We start from the raw sequence: 14586 nt of genomic DNA, 5'->3' as shown, positions 1-14586 counted from the left end.
CAGCCGAACGCAGGCTTCGCCAGCTGCTACGGATCGCGTTTTGGCTTGGTCGGCATCAGGGCTGCGGGGCCTTTCTCCGTTTGGCAGACAACCCGCCCGTCCGTCGCGGCTGAACCATACTTGAGCCACACACCGAGGAGGACAGGCTCATGAACCGTAGCGACGTACTGATCATCGGCGCCGGCCCGACCGGACTGGTGTTGGCGCTGTGGCTGAGCAAGCTTGGCGTGCAAGTGCGCATCATCGACAAGACGTCAGCACCCGGAACCACGTCGCGGGCGCTGGCCGTCCAGGCGCGGACGCTGGAGCTGTATCGCCAGCTCGACCTCAGCAATGCCGTGGTGCAGAACGGTCATCGAGTGGCCGCCGCCAATTTCTGGGTCAAGGGCGAACCCGTGGCGCGCTTGCCACTGAGCCGCATCGGTGAAGGCCTGACGCCCTATGCGTTCCTCGAAATCTTTCCTCAGGACGAACACGAACGGCTGCTGATCGACCGCCTCGAAGCCTTTGGCGTCCAGGTTGAACGCAACACTGAGCTTGAGAATTTCGTGGAAACCGGTGACGGCATCACCGCCTTTTTGCGCTTGGCCGATGGTCAGGAGCAAACCTGCCAGGCCTGCTATCTGGCGGGTTGTGACGGTGCCCGGTCGATCGTGCGCAAAACCCTGGACACCGGTTTCCCTGGCGGCACCTACCAACAGGTTTTCTACGTCGCCGACGTGCAAGCCAGCGGGCCGACGTTCAACGGCGAACTGCACGTGGATCTCGATGAAGCGGATTTTCTCGCGGTGTTTCCCTTGGCCGGTGAAGGCCGCGCCCGTCTGATCGGCACCGTACGCGACGAACGCGCCGACCAGGTCGACACCCTGCAATTTGAAGACGTCAGCAGCCGGGCCATCGAGCATATGAAAGTGAAGATCGAGCAACTGAACTGGTTCTCGACCTACCGCGTGCATCATCGGGTGGCGGATCACTTTCAAACCGGGCGCGCGTTTCTATTGGGTGACGCCGCCCACGTCCACAGCCCCGCCGGGGGCCAGGGCATGAACACCGGCATTGGCGATGCCATCAACCTCGCCTGGAAACTCGCGGCGGTGTTGAGCGGCGGCGCTGAGGCCAAACTCCTCGACACTTACGAAACCGAGCGCATCGCGTTTGCCCGCAAACTGGTCGCCACCACCGATCGGGTGTTCAGCTTTGTCACGGCCGAAGGGCGCATCGCGGATTTACTGCGCACGCGCCTGACGCCGTTGTTGATTCCGAAAATGGCATCGTTTGAGGCGTCCCGCGAGTTCCTGTTTCGCACGGTGTCGCAGATCACCCTGAATTATCGCGGGATGCCGTTGAGCGCGGGCGTTGCCGGTCATGTTCATGGTGGCGATCGCCTGCCGTGGGCTCACGATGGTGAGGGGGACAATTTCGAATCGCTGAAGTGTCTGACCTGGCAGGTGCATGTGTATGGCGACACCAGCGACGAAATGATCGCCTGGTGCCACGAACATCATTTGCCGTTGCATGTGTTTGACTGGCGGCCGGCGTTTGAAGCGGCGGGGCTGGCGCGTAACGGGTTTTACCTGTTGCGACCGGACACGTATGTGGCGATTGCCGACAATTCTGCCGATCCCAAGGTGATCGAGCGGTACTTGCGGGATCACGGGATCAGGCCGTTTTTTGGCGTCCGCTGATGATCGTTCCCACGCTCTGCGTGGGAACGATCACGTCAAGATCTCAGATCCCGGCCAGCGCCAGGTCCATCGCAAAGTAAGTGAAGATCAGATCCGCCCCGGCCCGCTTGATCGCGCCGAGGCTCTCACGCACCACGCGATCTTCATCGATCGCCCCGGCCTGGGCGGCGAATTTGATCATCGCGTACTCGCCGCTCACCTGATACGCCGAGAGCGGCAAGCGCGAGGCTTCACGGATGTCGCGGATGATGTCCAGGTAGGCGCCGGCCGGTTTGACCATCAGCGCGTCAGCGCCCTCCTGCTCGTCCATCAGGGATTCGCGTACCGCTTCGCGACGGTTCATCGGGTTCATCTGGTAACTTTTGCGATCGCCCTTGAGTGCGCTGCCGCCGGCTTCACGGAACGGACCGTAGAGCGCCGAGGCAAACTTGGTCGAATAAGCCATGATCGCGGTCTGGCTGAAACCCGCTTCATCGAGCGCCCGGCGAATGGCCTGAACCTGCCCGTCCATGGCGGCCGACGGGGCGATCACATCGGCGCCGGCACGGGCCGCGGCCACCGCTTGCTTGCCGAGGTTAATCAGGGTCTGGTCGTTGTCGACTTCATGGTTGTGCAGCACGCCGCAATGACCATGGTCGGTGTACTCACAGAAGCAGGTGTCGGACATCACGATCATGTCCGGCACCGCATCCTTGGCGATGCGCGACATGCGCGACACCAGACCGTTATCGCTCCAGGTGTCGCTACCGTTGCCGTCCAAATGGTGCGACACGCCGAACGTCATCACCGACTTGATCCCGGCGCGGGCATAACGCTCGATTTCACCCGCCAGTTTCGACTCCGGGATACGCATCACGCCGGGCATGCTTTTGATCGGGACGAAGTCATCGATCTCTTCTTCGACGAAAATCGGCAGCACCAGATCGTTCAAGCTGAACTCGGTTTCCTGGAACAGGCTGCGCAGGCTCGCATTGCGGCGCAGGCGGCGTGGACGTGCTTCGGGGAACTGACTGGACATGTGGATTTCCTGAAAAACGGAGGACGAGACGAAAGTCGTAGGGGGCGAAGCTTATGCCCTGGACCTTGCAGGGCACAAACCTCAGGTGAGGAAAAACCCTTACCGGTTCGGCAATAATCACCGCTCCCCATCAGATGATCGTTCCCACGCTCTGCGTGGGAATGCAACCAGGGACGCTCTGCGTCCCAAAAGCGTGACGCGGAGCGTCACAAGAGGCATTCCCACGCGGAGCGTGGGAACGATCAGCGCAGGCTCGGCAACTGCCACATGTCGCTTACAGTGTCAGCGTTCCGCTGATGCAGGTCACCACCGCGCCGCCGATCCAGATCTCGTCGCCCACTTGCTCGACCTGAATGCGCCCGGCGCGGCCCATGGTCAGGCCCTGGCTGACCACATAGGACGTCGGCGCCAGTCCTGCGTTGAGTAACCACTGGGCAATTCCGGCGTTCAGGCTGCCGGTGGCGGGGTCTTCCGGCATGCCGTCGCCGGAGATGAACGCCCGTACTTCGAACTGTGCGTCATCACCATCACGCTCGGGATGCCAGGGCGCGATGACACCGACGGCCAGGCCAAGCATTTGCGAATGATCCGGTTGCAGGTCCAGCACCTGCTGGCGATCCTCGACCATCACGGCCAGCCACCCCGCACCGTTGTCGACCCACTGAGTGCGCACGATCGCCCCCGATTCCAGGCCTAGCCCCCGCCGCACCCGTTCCACCACATCGGCTTCCACCGGCCCGGTTTTGAGCAATGCCGGTGCGAGAAAGGCCAGCTCTGCCCCTTGTCGACGAACCCGCACCAGCCCCACGCCGCATTCCTGAATGATCTCTTCGCCCTTGGGCACACCACCGGCCTCCAGCCACGCATGGCAGGTGCCCAGTGTCGGGTGACCGGCGAACGGCAATTCGCTCAGGGTGGTGAAAATCCGCACGCGATAGTCAGCGCGAGGATCGCGCGGTTCGAGTATGAATGTGGTTTCGCTGAGGTTGGTCCAGCTGGCGAACGCCGCCATGTACTCATCGCTGAGCTCATCGGCGCCGAACACCACCGCCAACGGATTGCCCTTGAGCGCAACACGGCTGAAGACATCTACTTGCTTGAAATCGAATGAGTGCATGGCCTTCCTTGGTATTGATCAAATCGAAGCGTTTGGCTTGGGGATTTCCAGCCCGCGCATCACCGCCGGCCGCGCCAGAAAGCGCTCCAGCACCCGCGTGACGTTGGTGAAGTCGTTTATGCCCACCAGCTCGCCAGCCTCATAGAAGCCGATCAGGTTGCGCACCCAGGGGAAGGTTGCGATGTCGGCGATGGTGTAGCGCTCGCCCATGATCCAGTTGCGCCCTTCCAGACGGTTATCGAGGACATTGAGCAGGCGTCTGCTTTCATCGACGTAGCGGTCGCGGGGACGTTTGTCCTCGTAGTCCTTGCCGGCAAATTTGTTGAAAAAACCGAGCTGGCCGAACATCGGCCCGATGCCGCCCATCTGAAACATCAGCCACGCAATGGTCTCGTAGCGAGCCGCCGATTCCTGGGCCAGCAGTTGCCCGCTCTTGTCGGCCAGGTAAATCAGAATCGCCCCGGACTCGAACAGTGCCAGGGGTTGGTCCCCCGGACCGTGGGGGTCGAGGATCGCCGGGATCTTGTTGTTGGGGTTCAGCGAAAGAAATTCGGGGGACATCTGGTCGTGGGTGTCGAAGGCCACCCGATGCGGCTCGTAGGGCAGTCCGATCTCTTCGAGCATGATCGACACCTTGACGCCGTTGGGAGTCGGCAAGGAGTAAAGCTGGATCCACTCGGGGTATTGAGCCGGCCATTTTTGGGTAATCGGGAACGCGGACAGATCGGTCATGGGAAGCATCCACACGAAAAAAGTCGACGCTGATCATAATGTAGGCCTGGCGACGGCCGCGAATTTTTGGCGTTATCAATATTGCTGATGAGCAAGATCAGAAGATCGCAGCCTGTGAATGGCGCCGAGACCTGTACTGTGTCCATAAATCCGCAACATCCTGTCGATAACCTCTGCTCTAACCCATCTCAGGTTGCCGCTACAGTGCTGCGCACTCGCTCGGATCGAACCAAATGGGCTTCAGAGGACTCTGAGCATTGCCCTTTCGGAAACGGACCGGCCCAACGACATGGAAAACACCCGATGCACGGAGCTGGCGGTGTAAAGGTTTGTCAGCCTTAACTGAATGCGCTGAAGATCACCTATTCAAATGATGAACCTTTTCAAATTCGCCCAACGCTTCAAACATCGCGCGTATGTCCTCCTGCCTTCCCTGTTGGCGGTCAGCGCGCTGTTCCTGTCCCTTGAGTCCAGCGAAAGCCGCGCCCAACCGGCGGACGGCACCCAGACGCTGGTGTTCCTGCGCCATGCGGAAAAACCCGCCGGCGGCCTCGGCCAGCTCAACTGCCAGGGCCTGAACCGTGCCATCGACCTGGCCACCTTGCTGCCGGAAAAATTCGGCAAGGCCAACTATGTGTTTGCCGCCAACCCGACGCGCAATGTCGAAGAAGGCGAACTGGACAATTCCTACAGTTACATTCGTCCCCTGATGACCATCAGCCCCAGCGCGATCAAGCTCGGTTTGCCGGTGAACATCAATTTCTCGGCCAACGACACCAGCGACCTGGCCGATGAATTGCTCCACGACAAATATCACAACTCGGTCATCTACACCGCCTGGTCCTCCGGCTACCTGCCGGAGCTGATCAACAGGGTTGCTGGAGAAGCCGTTGGCAAGAAACAGAACATTACCGATGACTGGGAATCCAGCGACTACGACTCGCTGTACGTGCTCACTCTGACCTGGCACAACGGCAAGGCCAGTGTGCAGAGCCACGCCTACAAGCAAGGTCTGGATAATGGGCAGGAGACTTGTCCGACATAAGCTTTAAGGGATTTGGTGCCTGTCAGGGCCTCATCGTCGGAACGCCGCCCGGAGCAGGCTCATTCCCACAGGTGCCTGCTGTGACCACAACATTTGTGCCCACCCCAAATCAAATGTGGGAGTGAGCCTGCTCCGGGCGGCGTTCCGACGATGGGGCCGGCAAATCCAACACATTACTTCTGATTGATGCGCCGCTCGCGCAGGTATTCAAGCACCGCAACCCGCTCCCCGGCGAATTCAATGCGCCCCCCTTTCTTCTCCCGCTGAAACGCATACATCGGGTCGTAATACTCGCGAAGCAACCCTTCGATCCAGCCCCGGTGCAAGTCCACGGCCCCGCTGCTCGCCTGCTCCGTCAGCGCGTCTTCCATCAACATCAACAGCCGTCGATGGCGCTCACCGCCCAGACGTTTCTGCACATTGTTCAGGCTCTCCAGCAGGCGCTCGGAAAACAGCGCGAAACCTTCATCGCCATGCACACCGATGAACTCGGCACACAAGTCCACCACGTAATCGCGCAGGATCCGTTCGACCCGCCCTTCCAGGCTGTCTTCCAGCCAGACCATCGGAAACTGCTGCATGCCCTGAAACAGCGGCAGCGGTAGCGCACAACTGCCGATCGCGCGGCTCTCGTCTTCCAGCACAAACTGCTCGATGCCGTGGGCGCGCTTCTTCAGCACGTCCACCGCCAGGCAGTTCTCAAAATCGATGTTGGAGGGCTGGCCAGTGGCACGTTTGCCGAAACTGGAGCCGCGATGATGGGCGTGACCTTCAAGGTCCAGGCCGTTGCTCAACTGCGTGAGCACTTCGGTTTTGCCGGTGCCGGTCATGCCGCCCAGCAAGACGAAATCACACTGGGCAACCGCCTGATCGAGCGTGTCGAGCAAGAAGGTGCGCATGGCCTTGTAGCCGCCACCCACTCGCGGATAGTCGATGCCCGCCTCGTCCTTGAGCCATTGCTGGACGATCTGCGAACGCAAACCACCGCGAAAACAATACAAATACCCATCAGGATGAGCCCGGGCAAAATCGGCCCAGGCCTGGATACGCTCGGCTTTTATCTCGCCGGACACCAACTGGTGCCCCAGCGTAATGGCCGCTTGCTGGCCGTGTTGCTTGTAACAAGTGCCGACCCGTTGCCGCTCATGGTCATTCATCAGCGGCAGGTTGATCACGCCGGGGAACGAGCCTTTGAGAAATTCGACCGGCGCACGGGCATCCATCATCGGTCGGTCGTTGAGGAAAATGTCGCGGTAATCGGTGTATTCGATGGACATCAAAACACCTCGACCGCGTTTGTCTGTCGCTCGATCAGTTCACCGATCGGCTCGAGGGTCAGGCCCAGCTCGGCAGCCACTTTGAGGAAGTGTTCGTTACCTTCGGGGGTGACCGCAACCAGCAGGCCACCGCTGGTCTGCGGATCGCAGAGCACGCGCTTGTGCATTTCCTGAAGACGCCCCAGCTTGCTGGCGTAGCTGTCAAAGTTGCGCAGCGTCCCGCCCGGCACGCAGCCTTGGTCGAGGTAGTACTCGACCCCCGGCAGACGCGGCACACGGTCGTACTCGATGCGCGCGGTCACGTTGCTGCCATCGGCCATTTCCACCAAATGCCCCAGCAGGCCGAAACCGGTGACATCGGTCATCGCGGTGACGCCTTCGAGTTTGCCGAAACGGCTGCCGGGTTTGTTCAGGGTGCACATCCAGTCGCGGGCCAGGCCGATGTCGGCAGGGCGCAACTTGCCCTTCTTCTCGGCGGTGGTGAGGATGCCGATGCCCAGCGGTTTGGTGAGGTAAAGCAGGCAACCGACGGTAGCAGTGTCGTTGCGCTTCATGTGGCGCTTTTCCACCAGACCGGTCACGGCGAGGCCGAAGATCGGCTCTGGCGCGTCGATGGAATGCCCACCGGCCAACGGAATGCCGGCTTCATCGCAAACCGAACGCCCGCCGCGAATCACTTCCCGGGCAATCTCCGGGGCCAGCACGTTGACTGGCCAGCCGAGGATCGCAATCGCCATCAACGGATCGCCGCCCATGGCGTAGATGTCGCTGATGGCATTGGTGGCGGCGATGCGGCCGAAGTCGAACGGGTCGTCGACGATCGGCATGAAAAAGTCGGTGGTCGAGACCACGCCGCGTTCTTCATCAATGGCGTACACCGCCGCGTCATCGCGCGAGGCGTTGCCGACCCAGAGTTTCGGGTCAAGGTTCTGCGCCCCGCTGCCGGCCAGGATCACTTCCAGCACTTGGGGAGAAATCTTGCAGCCACATCCAGCACCATGGCTGTATTGGGTCAGACGAATCGGTTCGCTCATGGGGGAGGCACATCTCGTGAAGTCAGTGCCGAGGAGTTTACATCAACCCCTATTTCGAAGGAGCTGATCGTTCCCACAGGGGAATGCTTCAATGGATGCTCCCCGTTCGGCCTGGGACGCAGGATTTCAGGGATTGCAGGGTAACGAACCAGCAGTCTGTCGGCATTGGTGGTATCCGTCTGACAATCCGAGTGAATTTTCCGCCCCCCCAACGATCCTTGTATAACCACAGGGAGGAATATGGGCTTTATGAACAACGCAAAACTTTTCGTCATTGAATACACCCTTCATGGCGCGCCCAAGTCTTTCATCATCCGCCTGGACAAGATGGATAACGCGGAGGCTTGGCATTGGGCAAGTTGCGACGCGGGGATCGGACGAATCCCCCGCTTCGGCCGTGAGAAGGTGCAAAAAACCAGCAAGCCGATGGCAGAGAAGTTCGGCGTGGAAAACGTCAAGTGGCGGCCGGCGAATTAACGGATGGCGCAGCCTTGGACTTTTGGGAGGGATCGGGCATGACAACGACGCAACTTACCAGCAAGGCACACCTGGACTACGGCCTCGATACGCTGTTTGGCCGGATCACCAAAAGTGCCGAGTGTGAGGTCGGCCTTGAACAAGTCGAGCATGACCCGACCCGCTTCGCCCTCCGCGTCCAGTCACCTGTACCGCAAGATCTGGAACAGGCAAAAACGCTGGTGGTGAAGGTGGATGGGCGACGACTCAATGGAATCATCCGCCATACCGAACGGCTGGAAGATCAAAGCCTGAAGCTGGAAGTGGAGCCTGATTAGGCTCCACATTCTGTGCGTCACGGGTGTCAGCCCTTGGCGCACTTACAACCTTTGGTCGCGCATTCTTCGCCATGTTCATGGTGTTTGGCGCAGGCCTCACAGCAATAGTGCTTGCCGTGTCGCGCGATCGGATGTTCGCCAAGTTTGCAGGAGCACTTGGGGCAGTCGCATTTACTTTCACTGTCGATCATGAGCCTGACTCCATTGGTGGTGGTCGTCCGGGTTTCGCACATGCGACCCGTATCACCAGTGTAGGAGCTTGCGTCACCCCTGCCGGGCACTGCTGCGATACATGAACAGCAATGCCAATGCCAGACACACCATCGCCAGTATCCGGCTGCTGGACAACTCGATCGCCGGGTTGCCCAGCCAGCCGAAGTTATCGATCAACATCCCCATCCCCAATTGCCCCACGATCACCGCCACCGTGGCGACCGCCGTGCCGACCCGCGGCACCGCGCCAACCATCACCAGCATGTACACCACCCCGAACAGTGCACCGCTGAGCTGCCATTTCGGCACGTCCAGCAAACTCACGGCATGGGCCGGCTCGAAAAACAGGATCAGCAGTCCGGTGGTCACTGCACCGACCACGAAGGTCAGCAAACTGCTGCGCAACACGCCCACCGTTTCGCCCAATCGCCCATTGATCGCCGCCTGGACACTCAACACCGCACCGGCCGCCACGACCACCGCCAACAAAATAATCAGATTCATCATCAACCCCGAGCGATCAGAACAAGTGCCGCGACAATCAGCAGCAAGGCCAGCCAACGTTCACCGTTGACCTTTTTGCGGGTAGCGCCGAACCAGCCGAAGTGGTCGATCAACACGCTTTTGCCGACCTGCCCGGAGAGGATCGCGATCATGGTCATGGCAATGCCGATGTGCGGCGTGGCCAAGGTCAGCACGATTACGTACATCGGCCCCAAAAAACCGCCGATCAACTGCCAGCGCGGCAGTTCATTCAAGGCGGGCGCCTGTTGCGGACCGCTGAACAGCAACAGCAAGAACAAAATCGCCGAGCCGACACCGAAGATGCTCAAGGTCGCCCACAAGTGCCCGACCTGAACCCCGAGCGGCCCAAGCAGACCTGCCTCCACGGACAGGCCCATGCCGGCCAGAATCACCAGTGGCAGCAGCAACAGTCGCAGCCCTGGTTGGGGCGCTGGCGTTTCAGCGATGTCGATTGAAGAAGATTGCATAACGAAAACCTGCCAGTTATCAGATGAACGCGGGGATGGGGTGGCGCGCATTATCGGCTGGCGATCCTTTGCGATAAATGGGAGCATCCTGACAACACTTTTGCGCAACTCGCACAGCAGGACTTCTCATGCATGGCCTCAACGAACTGGGATTCAAGGCACTTCGGCTGTTTGTAGCGGTGCTGGACCACGGCAGTTTTTCCGAAGTCGCCCGTCGCGAAGGCCTGGCCCCTTCTTCGATTTCCCGGCAGATCCAATTGATGGAGCAAGCCCTGAGCCAGCAATTGCTCTACCGCCACACCCGCGCCGTCTCACCTACCGAAGCCGGGCGCATGCTGGGTCATCACGCGCGGCTGGTGCTGGTGCAACTCGAAGAGGCCGAGCAGGCCCTGCAGGAACAGCAAAGCGAACCGAGCGGACTGGTGCGGATCAACGCGCCAGTGGTGTTCGGTCAGCGGCACCTGACGCCGTGGCTGGGGCGGCTCTGCGAGCGCTACCCGAAACTGCAACTGGATATCCAGCAGACCGACAGCTACGTCGATCCGTTGCAGGAAGGCGCCGACCTGCTGTTTCGCATCGGCGCGCTGCACGATTCGAGCATGCAGGCGCGGATTCTGGCGCCCCATCGTTTTCAAGTCGCCGCGAGCCCGGCCTATCTGGAACGTCACGGCACACCGCAACATCCCGAAGAACTGGCCGCGCATCAGTGCCTGGCCTACAAGGGCGTGACCGGCCAGCAACGCTGGTTTTTCCGCAAGGATCAGCAGGACTGGACGCCCTGCTCGGTGAAGGGTCCGATCACCGGCAACCACGCCGACACCCTGACGCAAGCCGCCGAACAAGGCTTGGGGCTAGTGATGTTTCCGTCGTGGCTGATCGGTGAGGCGGTGCGCAAGGGCACGCTGGTGCCGGTGCTCGGGGCGTATCAGGTGTCCAACAGTCCGGAACCGCAGCAGATTGCAGTTCTCTGGCCTGGCAGCCGACGGTTGTCGGTGAAGGTGCGGACGGTGATTGATTTCTTTGTCGAATGCTTCGGCACGGTGCCCTACTGGGACAGACCGTAGCGTCCAAGTCGAACACGGCACTGTGGCGAGGGGGCTTGTCGGAACGCCGCATCGCCCCGTTCGAGTGCGCAGCGCTCGCAAGATTTTGGGGCCGCTGCGCAGCCCAACGGGGGCAAGCTCCCTCGCCACACAAGCCCCCTCGCCACAAAGGCATCGTCCGTCAGATGCGGAACTGGCCCACCAGTTTGCCCAAGCGCTGACCGAGGTCGGCCAGGCTGCGGGACGTCTGGGCGCCGAGTTGGGTTTCGTCGGCGACACTGTCTACGGCCACAGCGATCTGGTGCACGCTGCGGTTGATCTCTTCGGCCACGGCGGTCTGCTCTTCGGCGGCGCTGGCGATCTGCGCGTTCATCGAGTTGATGGTGCCGATCAGCTGGGCCATGGTGTCCAGCGAGGCACCCGCTTCGTTGGCCTGGGCCGAGGTGCCGTCGCCGGCCTCGCTGGAACGGCGCATCGCTTCCACCGCCGACTGAGTGCCGGCCTGCAAGCGATCGATCATGCCCTGGATTTCCTGGGTGCTGATTTGCGTGCGACTGGCCAGCGCCCGAACCTCGTCGGCCACCACCGCAAAACCACGACCGGCCTCACCGGCACGGGCAGCTTCGATGGCGGCGTTGAGCGCCAGCAGGTTGGTCTGCTCGGCAATCGAACGGATCACGCCGAGTACGCTGACAATCGACGACACGTCTTTTTGCAGGCTGTCCAGCGACACTCCGCTGCTGCGAATGTCGTCCACCAACGCATGAATCTTCACGATGCTGCCGGCCACCACACGCTTGGCAGCCTGGCCTTCTTCGTCGGTCTGCTGGGCAGCCACTGCGGCGTTTTGCGCACTTTTCGCCACTTCCTGAGCCGCCGCCGACATTTGATTGATCGCCGTGGCGACCTGATCGGTCTCGTGACGCTGACGCTCCATGGCTTGATCCGAGCGCTGCGCCTGGTCGGAGACCTGATTCACCAGCCCGGTCAGTTGCGAGGTCATTTCGGTGATCTGGCGCACCAGGCCATGGATCTTGTCGACGAAGCGGTTGAACGAGCCGGCCAGTTCGCCGAGTTCGTCCTGGCTGGTGATGGTCAGGCGACGCGTCAGGTCGCCCTCGCCCGCCGCGATGTCATCGAGGTTGGCTTTCATCAGGTTCAGCGGACGCAAGATGGTGTTGGCCAGCAGCATCCCGGCAGCGGCAATCATCAACAGCACCACCACGGCAATCCCGACGATGCTCAGCACCACGCCTTGCATGCGCTCCTGGACCTTGATTTCGACCAGCGCCACTTGCGCTTCGATGCCGTCGAGGTTGACCGAAGTACCGACCGCCATGTCCCACTTCGGCAGGTATTCGGTGTAGCCGAGTTTCGGCACCAGCACTTGGGTGTTGCCGGGCAGCGTCGAGCTGTATTGCAGGTAGTGGGTGCCGTCCTTGGCGACTTTCACCAGGTCGCGGTTGACGTAAACGCCGTTCGGATCGCGGTTGTCCTTGAAGCTCTGGCCCACACCTTCCGGGCTGTTGGCCTTGAACAGGCGCACGGTGTTGGAGTCGTAGCCGAAGAAGTAGCCGTCCTTGCCGTAGGTGATGCTCGACAGCAACTTGACCACCTGGGCCCGCGCCGCATCATCACCGGGGGCGGCCGCGTCATAGAGCGGTTTGATCGTGGTCATGGCCACGGCGACGTAACTTTGCAGGGTTGCCTTGGCATCGCTGAGCAGGCGCTGGCGAGTTTCCTCGACTTCCGTGCGGGCCTGCTCCTGCAGAATGAACAATGTGGTCAGGCTGATGACCAGCGCAAAGAGCAACACCGGGAGGACGGCAAGGGACAGGACTTTAGCCTTCAGGCTCATGCGCATGACGGTTCACTCTTTTGATTTTATTGGCGTGGTTAGAGGCTTTAACGGCACGCAGCATCAAAAGTTGAATGCGGCTCTTGTTGATCGTTCCCACGCTCTGCGTGGGAATGCAGCCCGGGACGCTCCGCGTCCCATCAAGAGCCGAACGCGGAGCGTCCGTTGAGGCATTCCCACGCAGAGCGTGGGAACGATCGGTGGTGGGCCGGCTTAGAGGACCATCGCCGCCACCCAGCCGAACACCAGCAACGGCAGGTTGTAGTGCAGGAAGGTCGGGACCACGGTGTCCCAGATGTGGTGATGCTGGCCGTCGATGTTCAGGCCCGAGGTCGGACCGAGGGTCGAGTCCGACGCGGGCGAACCGGCATCGCCCAGCGCGCCGGCGGTGCCGACGATGCACACGATCGCGATCGGGCTGAAGCCCAGTTGCACGCACAACGGCACAAAAATCGCGGCCAGGATCGGCACGGTGGAGAACGACGAACCGATGCCCATGGTCACCAACAGTCCGACCAACAACATCAGCAACGCGCCAATGCCTTTGCTGTGGCCGATCCACGAAGCCGATGTTTCGACCAATGTCTGCACTTCACCGGTGGCTTTCATCACCTCGGCAAAACCGGAGGCGGCGATCATGATGAAACCGATCATCGCCATCATCTTCATGCCTTCGGTGAACAGGTCGTCGGTTTCACGCCACTTCACGATGCCTGACACCGAAAAAATCAGAAAGCCCGCCAACGCACCGATGATCATCGAGTCCAGCAACAGCTGAATGATGAACGCCACCGCGATGGCCAGACCGGCGATCATCAGGCTCAGCGGGTTGTACTGCACCGCGACCTGTTCGACTTGCTCGATCTTTTCCAGATCGTAGACGCGCTTCTTGCGATAGCTGACAAACGCTGCCGCGAGCCCGACGACCATGCCCAAGGCCGGAATCCCCATGGCATGGGTGACGTTGATGCCGCTGATGTCCACCCCGCTACGGGCGACGTTGGCCAGCAGGATTTCATTTAGGAAAATGTTGCCGAAGCCCACGGGCAGGAACATGTACGGCGTGATCAGACCGAAAGTCATGACGCAGGCAATCAACCGGCGGTCCAGCTGCAGCTTGGTCAACACATATAAAAGCGGCGGCACCAGCAGCGGAATAAAGGCGATATGTATCGGCAGGATGTTCTGCGAAGCGATGGCCACCACCCACAGCAAACCGATCAACAGCCATTTGACCTGACGGCCACCGCTGGCGTGCTGACGATCGACCATCAGCAAGGCTTTGTCTGCCAGCGCGTGCGCCAGCCCGGACTTGGCAATGGCCACTGCGAAAGCGCCAAGCAATGCGTAGGACAACGCGACCGTCGCACCGCCACCGAGGCCGCTATTGAAGGCTTTGAGTGTGGCGTCAACGCCCAGGCCACCGGTCAAACCACCCACCAGGGCACCTACGATCAGCGCGATTACGACGTGCACGCGGGACAGACTGAGGATCAGCATGACGCCGACCGCAGCGATTACAGCATTAATCATCGTTACCTCAAGGCAAACGGAAGAGCCCGGCCGGCAGTCTGCAAAGAGCCGCCAGCGGATGGAATGTGAGGGTTTTATTAGAGGGCGCGCACTTTGCCGGACCATTAACGCCTTGTCAAAGCGATCACGACCCCTTGTAGCAGCTGGCGAAGCCTGCGTTCGGCTGCGTAGCAGTCGTAAAACCTGCGCATGTGGTGTGCCTGAAACACCTCAGCACCCGAATTGACGACTGCTTCGCAGCCGAA

The 14586-nt window shown here is 60.7% G+C and carries 14 protein-coding genes and 2 pseudogenes; 5 read left to right on the top strand and 11 right to left on the bottom strand.

Annotated elements, in window-relative coordinates; genetic code table 11:
- Positions 1–149: 149 nt before the first annotated feature.
- The gene (locus ACQ4OB_RS26740; RefSeq protein ID WP_074878538.1) at positions 150–1685 is read left to right on the top strand and encodes an FAD-dependent oxidoreductase; all 1536 of its coding nucleotides are present in this window, start codon (positions 150–152) and stop codon (positions 1683–1685) included.
- A 43-nt stretch (positions 1686–1728) separates the two neighbouring features.
- Here the strand turns inward: ACQ4OB_RS26740 and hemB are convergent, their stop codons facing one another.
- The 3 genes from hemB to ACQ4OB_RS26725 form a co-directional block, all read right to left on the bottom strand.
- Positions 1729–2703: a porphobilinogen synthase gene (hemB, locus tag ACQ4OB_RS26735; RefSeq protein WP_430956779.1), complete on the bottom strand. Its 975-nt coding sequence runs from the start codon at positions 2701–2703 to the stop codon at positions 1729–1731.
- A 274-nt stretch (positions 2704–2977) separates the two neighbouring features.
- Complete coding sequence (locus ACQ4OB_RS26730; protein WP_074878540.1) at positions 2978–3820, bottom strand: PhzF family phenazine biosynthesis protein; 843 nt, start codon at positions 3818–3820, stop codon at positions 2978–2980.
- Positions 3821–3838: 18 nt separating this feature from the next.
- Positions 3839–4552, bottom strand: coding sequence for a glutathione binding-like protein (locus ACQ4OB_RS26725; protein ID WP_074878542.1), 714 nt, complete (start codon positions 4550–4552; stop codon positions 3839–3841).
- Between the two features lie 370 nt (positions 4553–4922).
- Here ACQ4OB_RS26725 and ACQ4OB_RS26720 point away from each other — a divergent pair, with 370 nt between their 5' ends.
- A complete protein-coding gene (locus tag ACQ4OB_RS26720) occupies positions 4923–5597 on the top strand; it encodes a histidine phosphatase family protein (RefSeq protein WP_074878545.1) in 675 nt (224 codons plus the stop codon).
- 173 nt (positions 5598–5770) lie between these two features.
- Here ACQ4OB_RS26720 and mnmH read toward each other — a convergent pair whose 3' ends face one another.
- Together mnmH and selD are read right to left on the bottom strand one after the other, a co-directional pair.
- Entirely contained in the window at positions 5771–6874 is a 1104-nt protein-coding gene (gene mnmH, locus ACQ4OB_RS26715) for a tRNA 2-selenouridine(34) synthase MnmH (RefSeq protein ID WP_430956778.1), read from the bottom strand.
- Entirely contained in the window at positions 6874–7908 is a 1035-nt protein-coding gene (selD, locus tag ACQ4OB_RS26710; RefSeq protein ID WP_102616333.1) for a selenide, water dikinase SelD, read from the bottom strand. Before selD ends, mnmH begins: the two co-directional genes overlap by 1 nt.
- A gap of 249 nt (positions 7909–8157) precedes the next feature.
- Here selD and ACQ4OB_RS26705 point away from each other — a divergent pair, with 249 nt between their 5' ends.
- The gene (locus tag ACQ4OB_RS26705; RefSeq protein WP_074880815.1) at positions 8158–8385 is read left to right on the top strand and encodes a DUF6555 family protein; all 228 of its coding nucleotides are present in this window, start codon (positions 8158–8160) and stop codon (positions 8383–8385) included.
- A gap of 38 nt (positions 8386–8423) precedes the next feature.
- Positions 8424–8702, top strand: a complete 279-nt coding sequence (locus tag ACQ4OB_RS26700; protein ID WP_074878551.1) for a hypothetical protein — start codon at positions 8424–8426, stop codon at positions 8700–8702.
- Between the two features lie 26 nt (positions 8703–8728).
- Here ACQ4OB_RS26700 and ACQ4OB_RS26695 read toward each other — a convergent pair whose 3' ends face one another.
- The 3 genes from ACQ4OB_RS26695 to ACQ4OB_RS26685 all read right to left on the bottom strand — a co-directional run bounded on the left by ACQ4OB_RS26695 (position 8729) and on the right by ACQ4OB_RS26685 (position 9907).
- Positions 8729–8893, bottom strand: coding sequence for a metallothionein (locus ACQ4OB_RS26695; RefSeq protein ID WP_074878553.1), 165 nt, complete (start codon positions 8891–8893; stop codon positions 8729–8731).
- A gap of 73 nt (positions 8894–8966) precedes the next feature.
- Positions 8967–9422 carry a DMT family transporter gene (locus ACQ4OB_RS26690; RefSeq protein ID WP_074878555.1) on the bottom strand — a complete coding sequence of 152 codons (456 nt, stop codon included), beginning with the start codon at positions 9420–9422 and terminating at the stop codon, positions 8967–8969.
- Positions 9422–9907 (bottom strand): DMT family transporter, encoded by a 486-nt coding sequence (locus ACQ4OB_RS26685; RefSeq protein WP_430956777.1) that lies wholly within the window; start codon positions 9905–9907, stop codon positions 9422–9424. The genes ACQ4OB_RS26690 and ACQ4OB_RS26685 overlap by 1 nt, the downstream gene beginning before the upstream one ends.
- A 128-nt stretch (positions 9908–10035) precedes the next feature.
- On the opposite strand from ACQ4OB_RS26685, the gene ACQ4OB_RS26680 reads away from it, so the two are divergent.
- On the top strand, positions 10036–10971 hold the full coding sequence (locus ACQ4OB_RS26680) for a LysR family transcriptional regulator (RefSeq protein ID WP_430956776.1): 936 nt from the start codon (positions 10036–10038) through the stop codon (positions 10969–10971).
- A gap of 160 nt (positions 10972–11131) precedes the next feature.
- On the opposite strand, the pseudogene ACQ4OB_RS26675 reads toward ACQ4OB_RS26680, so the two are convergent.
- From ACQ4OB_RS26675 to ACQ4OB_RS26665, 3 genes and pseudogenes are all read right to left on the bottom strand, one after another.
- A pseudogene (locus tag ACQ4OB_RS26675) lies at positions 11132–11719 on the bottom strand (methyl-accepting chemotaxis protein); the annotation flags it as partial.
- Between the two features lie 318 nt (positions 11720–12037).
- Positions 12038–12808: pseudogene (locus ACQ4OB_RS26670) on the bottom strand (cache domain-containing protein); the annotation flags it as partial.
- A 213-nt stretch (positions 12809–13021) separates the two neighbouring features.
- The gene (locus ACQ4OB_RS26665; protein ID WP_162493974.1) at positions 13022–14338 is read right to left on the bottom strand and encodes a Na+/H+ antiporter family protein; all 1317 of its coding nucleotides are present in this window, start codon (positions 14336–14338) and stop codon (positions 13022–13024) included.
- Positions 14339–14586 lie beyond the last annotated feature (248 nt).

The organism is Pseudomonas sp. ES4 (assembly GCF_050586665.1).
GTDB lineage: Bacteria > Pseudomonadota > Gammaproteobacteria > Pseudomonadales > Pseudomonadaceae > Aquipseudomonas > Aquipseudomonas frederiksbergensis.
The sequence above is the reverse complement of the archived record's forward strand: the minus strand, read 5'-3'. Positions and strand labels throughout refer to the sequence as shown.

What these genes read in the sequence shown, in the direction of transcription:
- ACQ4OB_RS26685 (WP_430956777.1), bottom strand. Translation starts at nt 9,907, where the DNA reads ATGCAATCTTCTTCAATCGACATCGCTGAAACGCCAGCGCCCCAACCA.
- ACQ4OB_RS26730 (WP_074878540.1), bottom strand. Translation starts at nt 3,820, where the DNA reads ATGCACTCATTCGATTTCAAGCAAGTAGATGTCTTCAGCCGTGTTGCG.
- ACQ4OB_RS26720 (WP_074878545.1), top strand. Translation starts at nt 4,923, where the DNA reads ATGATGAACCTTTTCAAATTCGCCCAACGCTTCAAACATCGCGCGTAT.
- ACQ4OB_RS26725 (WP_074878542.1), bottom strand. Translation starts at nt 4,552, where the DNA reads ATGACCGATCTGTCCGCGTTCCCGATTACCCAAAAATGGCCGGCTCAA.
- ACQ4OB_RS26705 (WP_074880815.1), top strand. Translation starts at nt 8,158, where the DNA reads ATGAACAACGCAAAACTTTTCGTCATTGAATACACCCTTCATGGCGCG.
- ACQ4OB_RS26690 (WP_074878555.1), bottom strand. Translation starts at nt 9,422, where the DNA reads ATGATGAATCTGATTATTTTGTTGGCGGTGGTCGTGGCGGCCGGTGCG.
- mnmH (WP_430956778.1), bottom strand. Translation starts at nt 6,874, where the DNA reads ATGTCCATCGAATACACCGATTACCGCGACATTTTCCTCAACGACCGA.
- selD (WP_102616333.1), bottom strand. Translation starts at nt 7,908, where the DNA reads ATGAGCGAACCGATTCGTCTGACCCAATACAGCCATGGTGCTGGATGT.
- ACQ4OB_RS26740 (WP_074878538.1), top strand. Translation starts at nt 150, where the DNA reads ATGAACCGTAGCGACGTACTGATCATCGGCGCCGGCCCGACCGGACTG.
- ACQ4OB_RS26680 (WP_430956776.1), top strand. Translation starts at nt 10,036, where the DNA reads ATGCATGGCCTCAACGAACTGGGATTCAAGGCACTTCGGCTGTTTGTA.
- hemB (WP_430956779.1), bottom strand. Translation starts at nt 2,703, where the DNA reads ATGTCCAGTCAGTTCCCCGAAGCACGTCCACGCCGCCTGCGCCGCAAT.
- ACQ4OB_RS26700 (WP_074878551.1), top strand. Translation starts at nt 8,424, where the DNA reads ATGACAACGACGCAACTTACCAGCAAGGCACACCTGGACTACGGCCTC.
- ACQ4OB_RS26695 (WP_074878553.1), bottom strand. Translation starts at nt 8,893, where the DNA reads ATGATCGACAGTGAAAGTAAATGCGACTGCCCCAAGTGCTCCTGCAAA.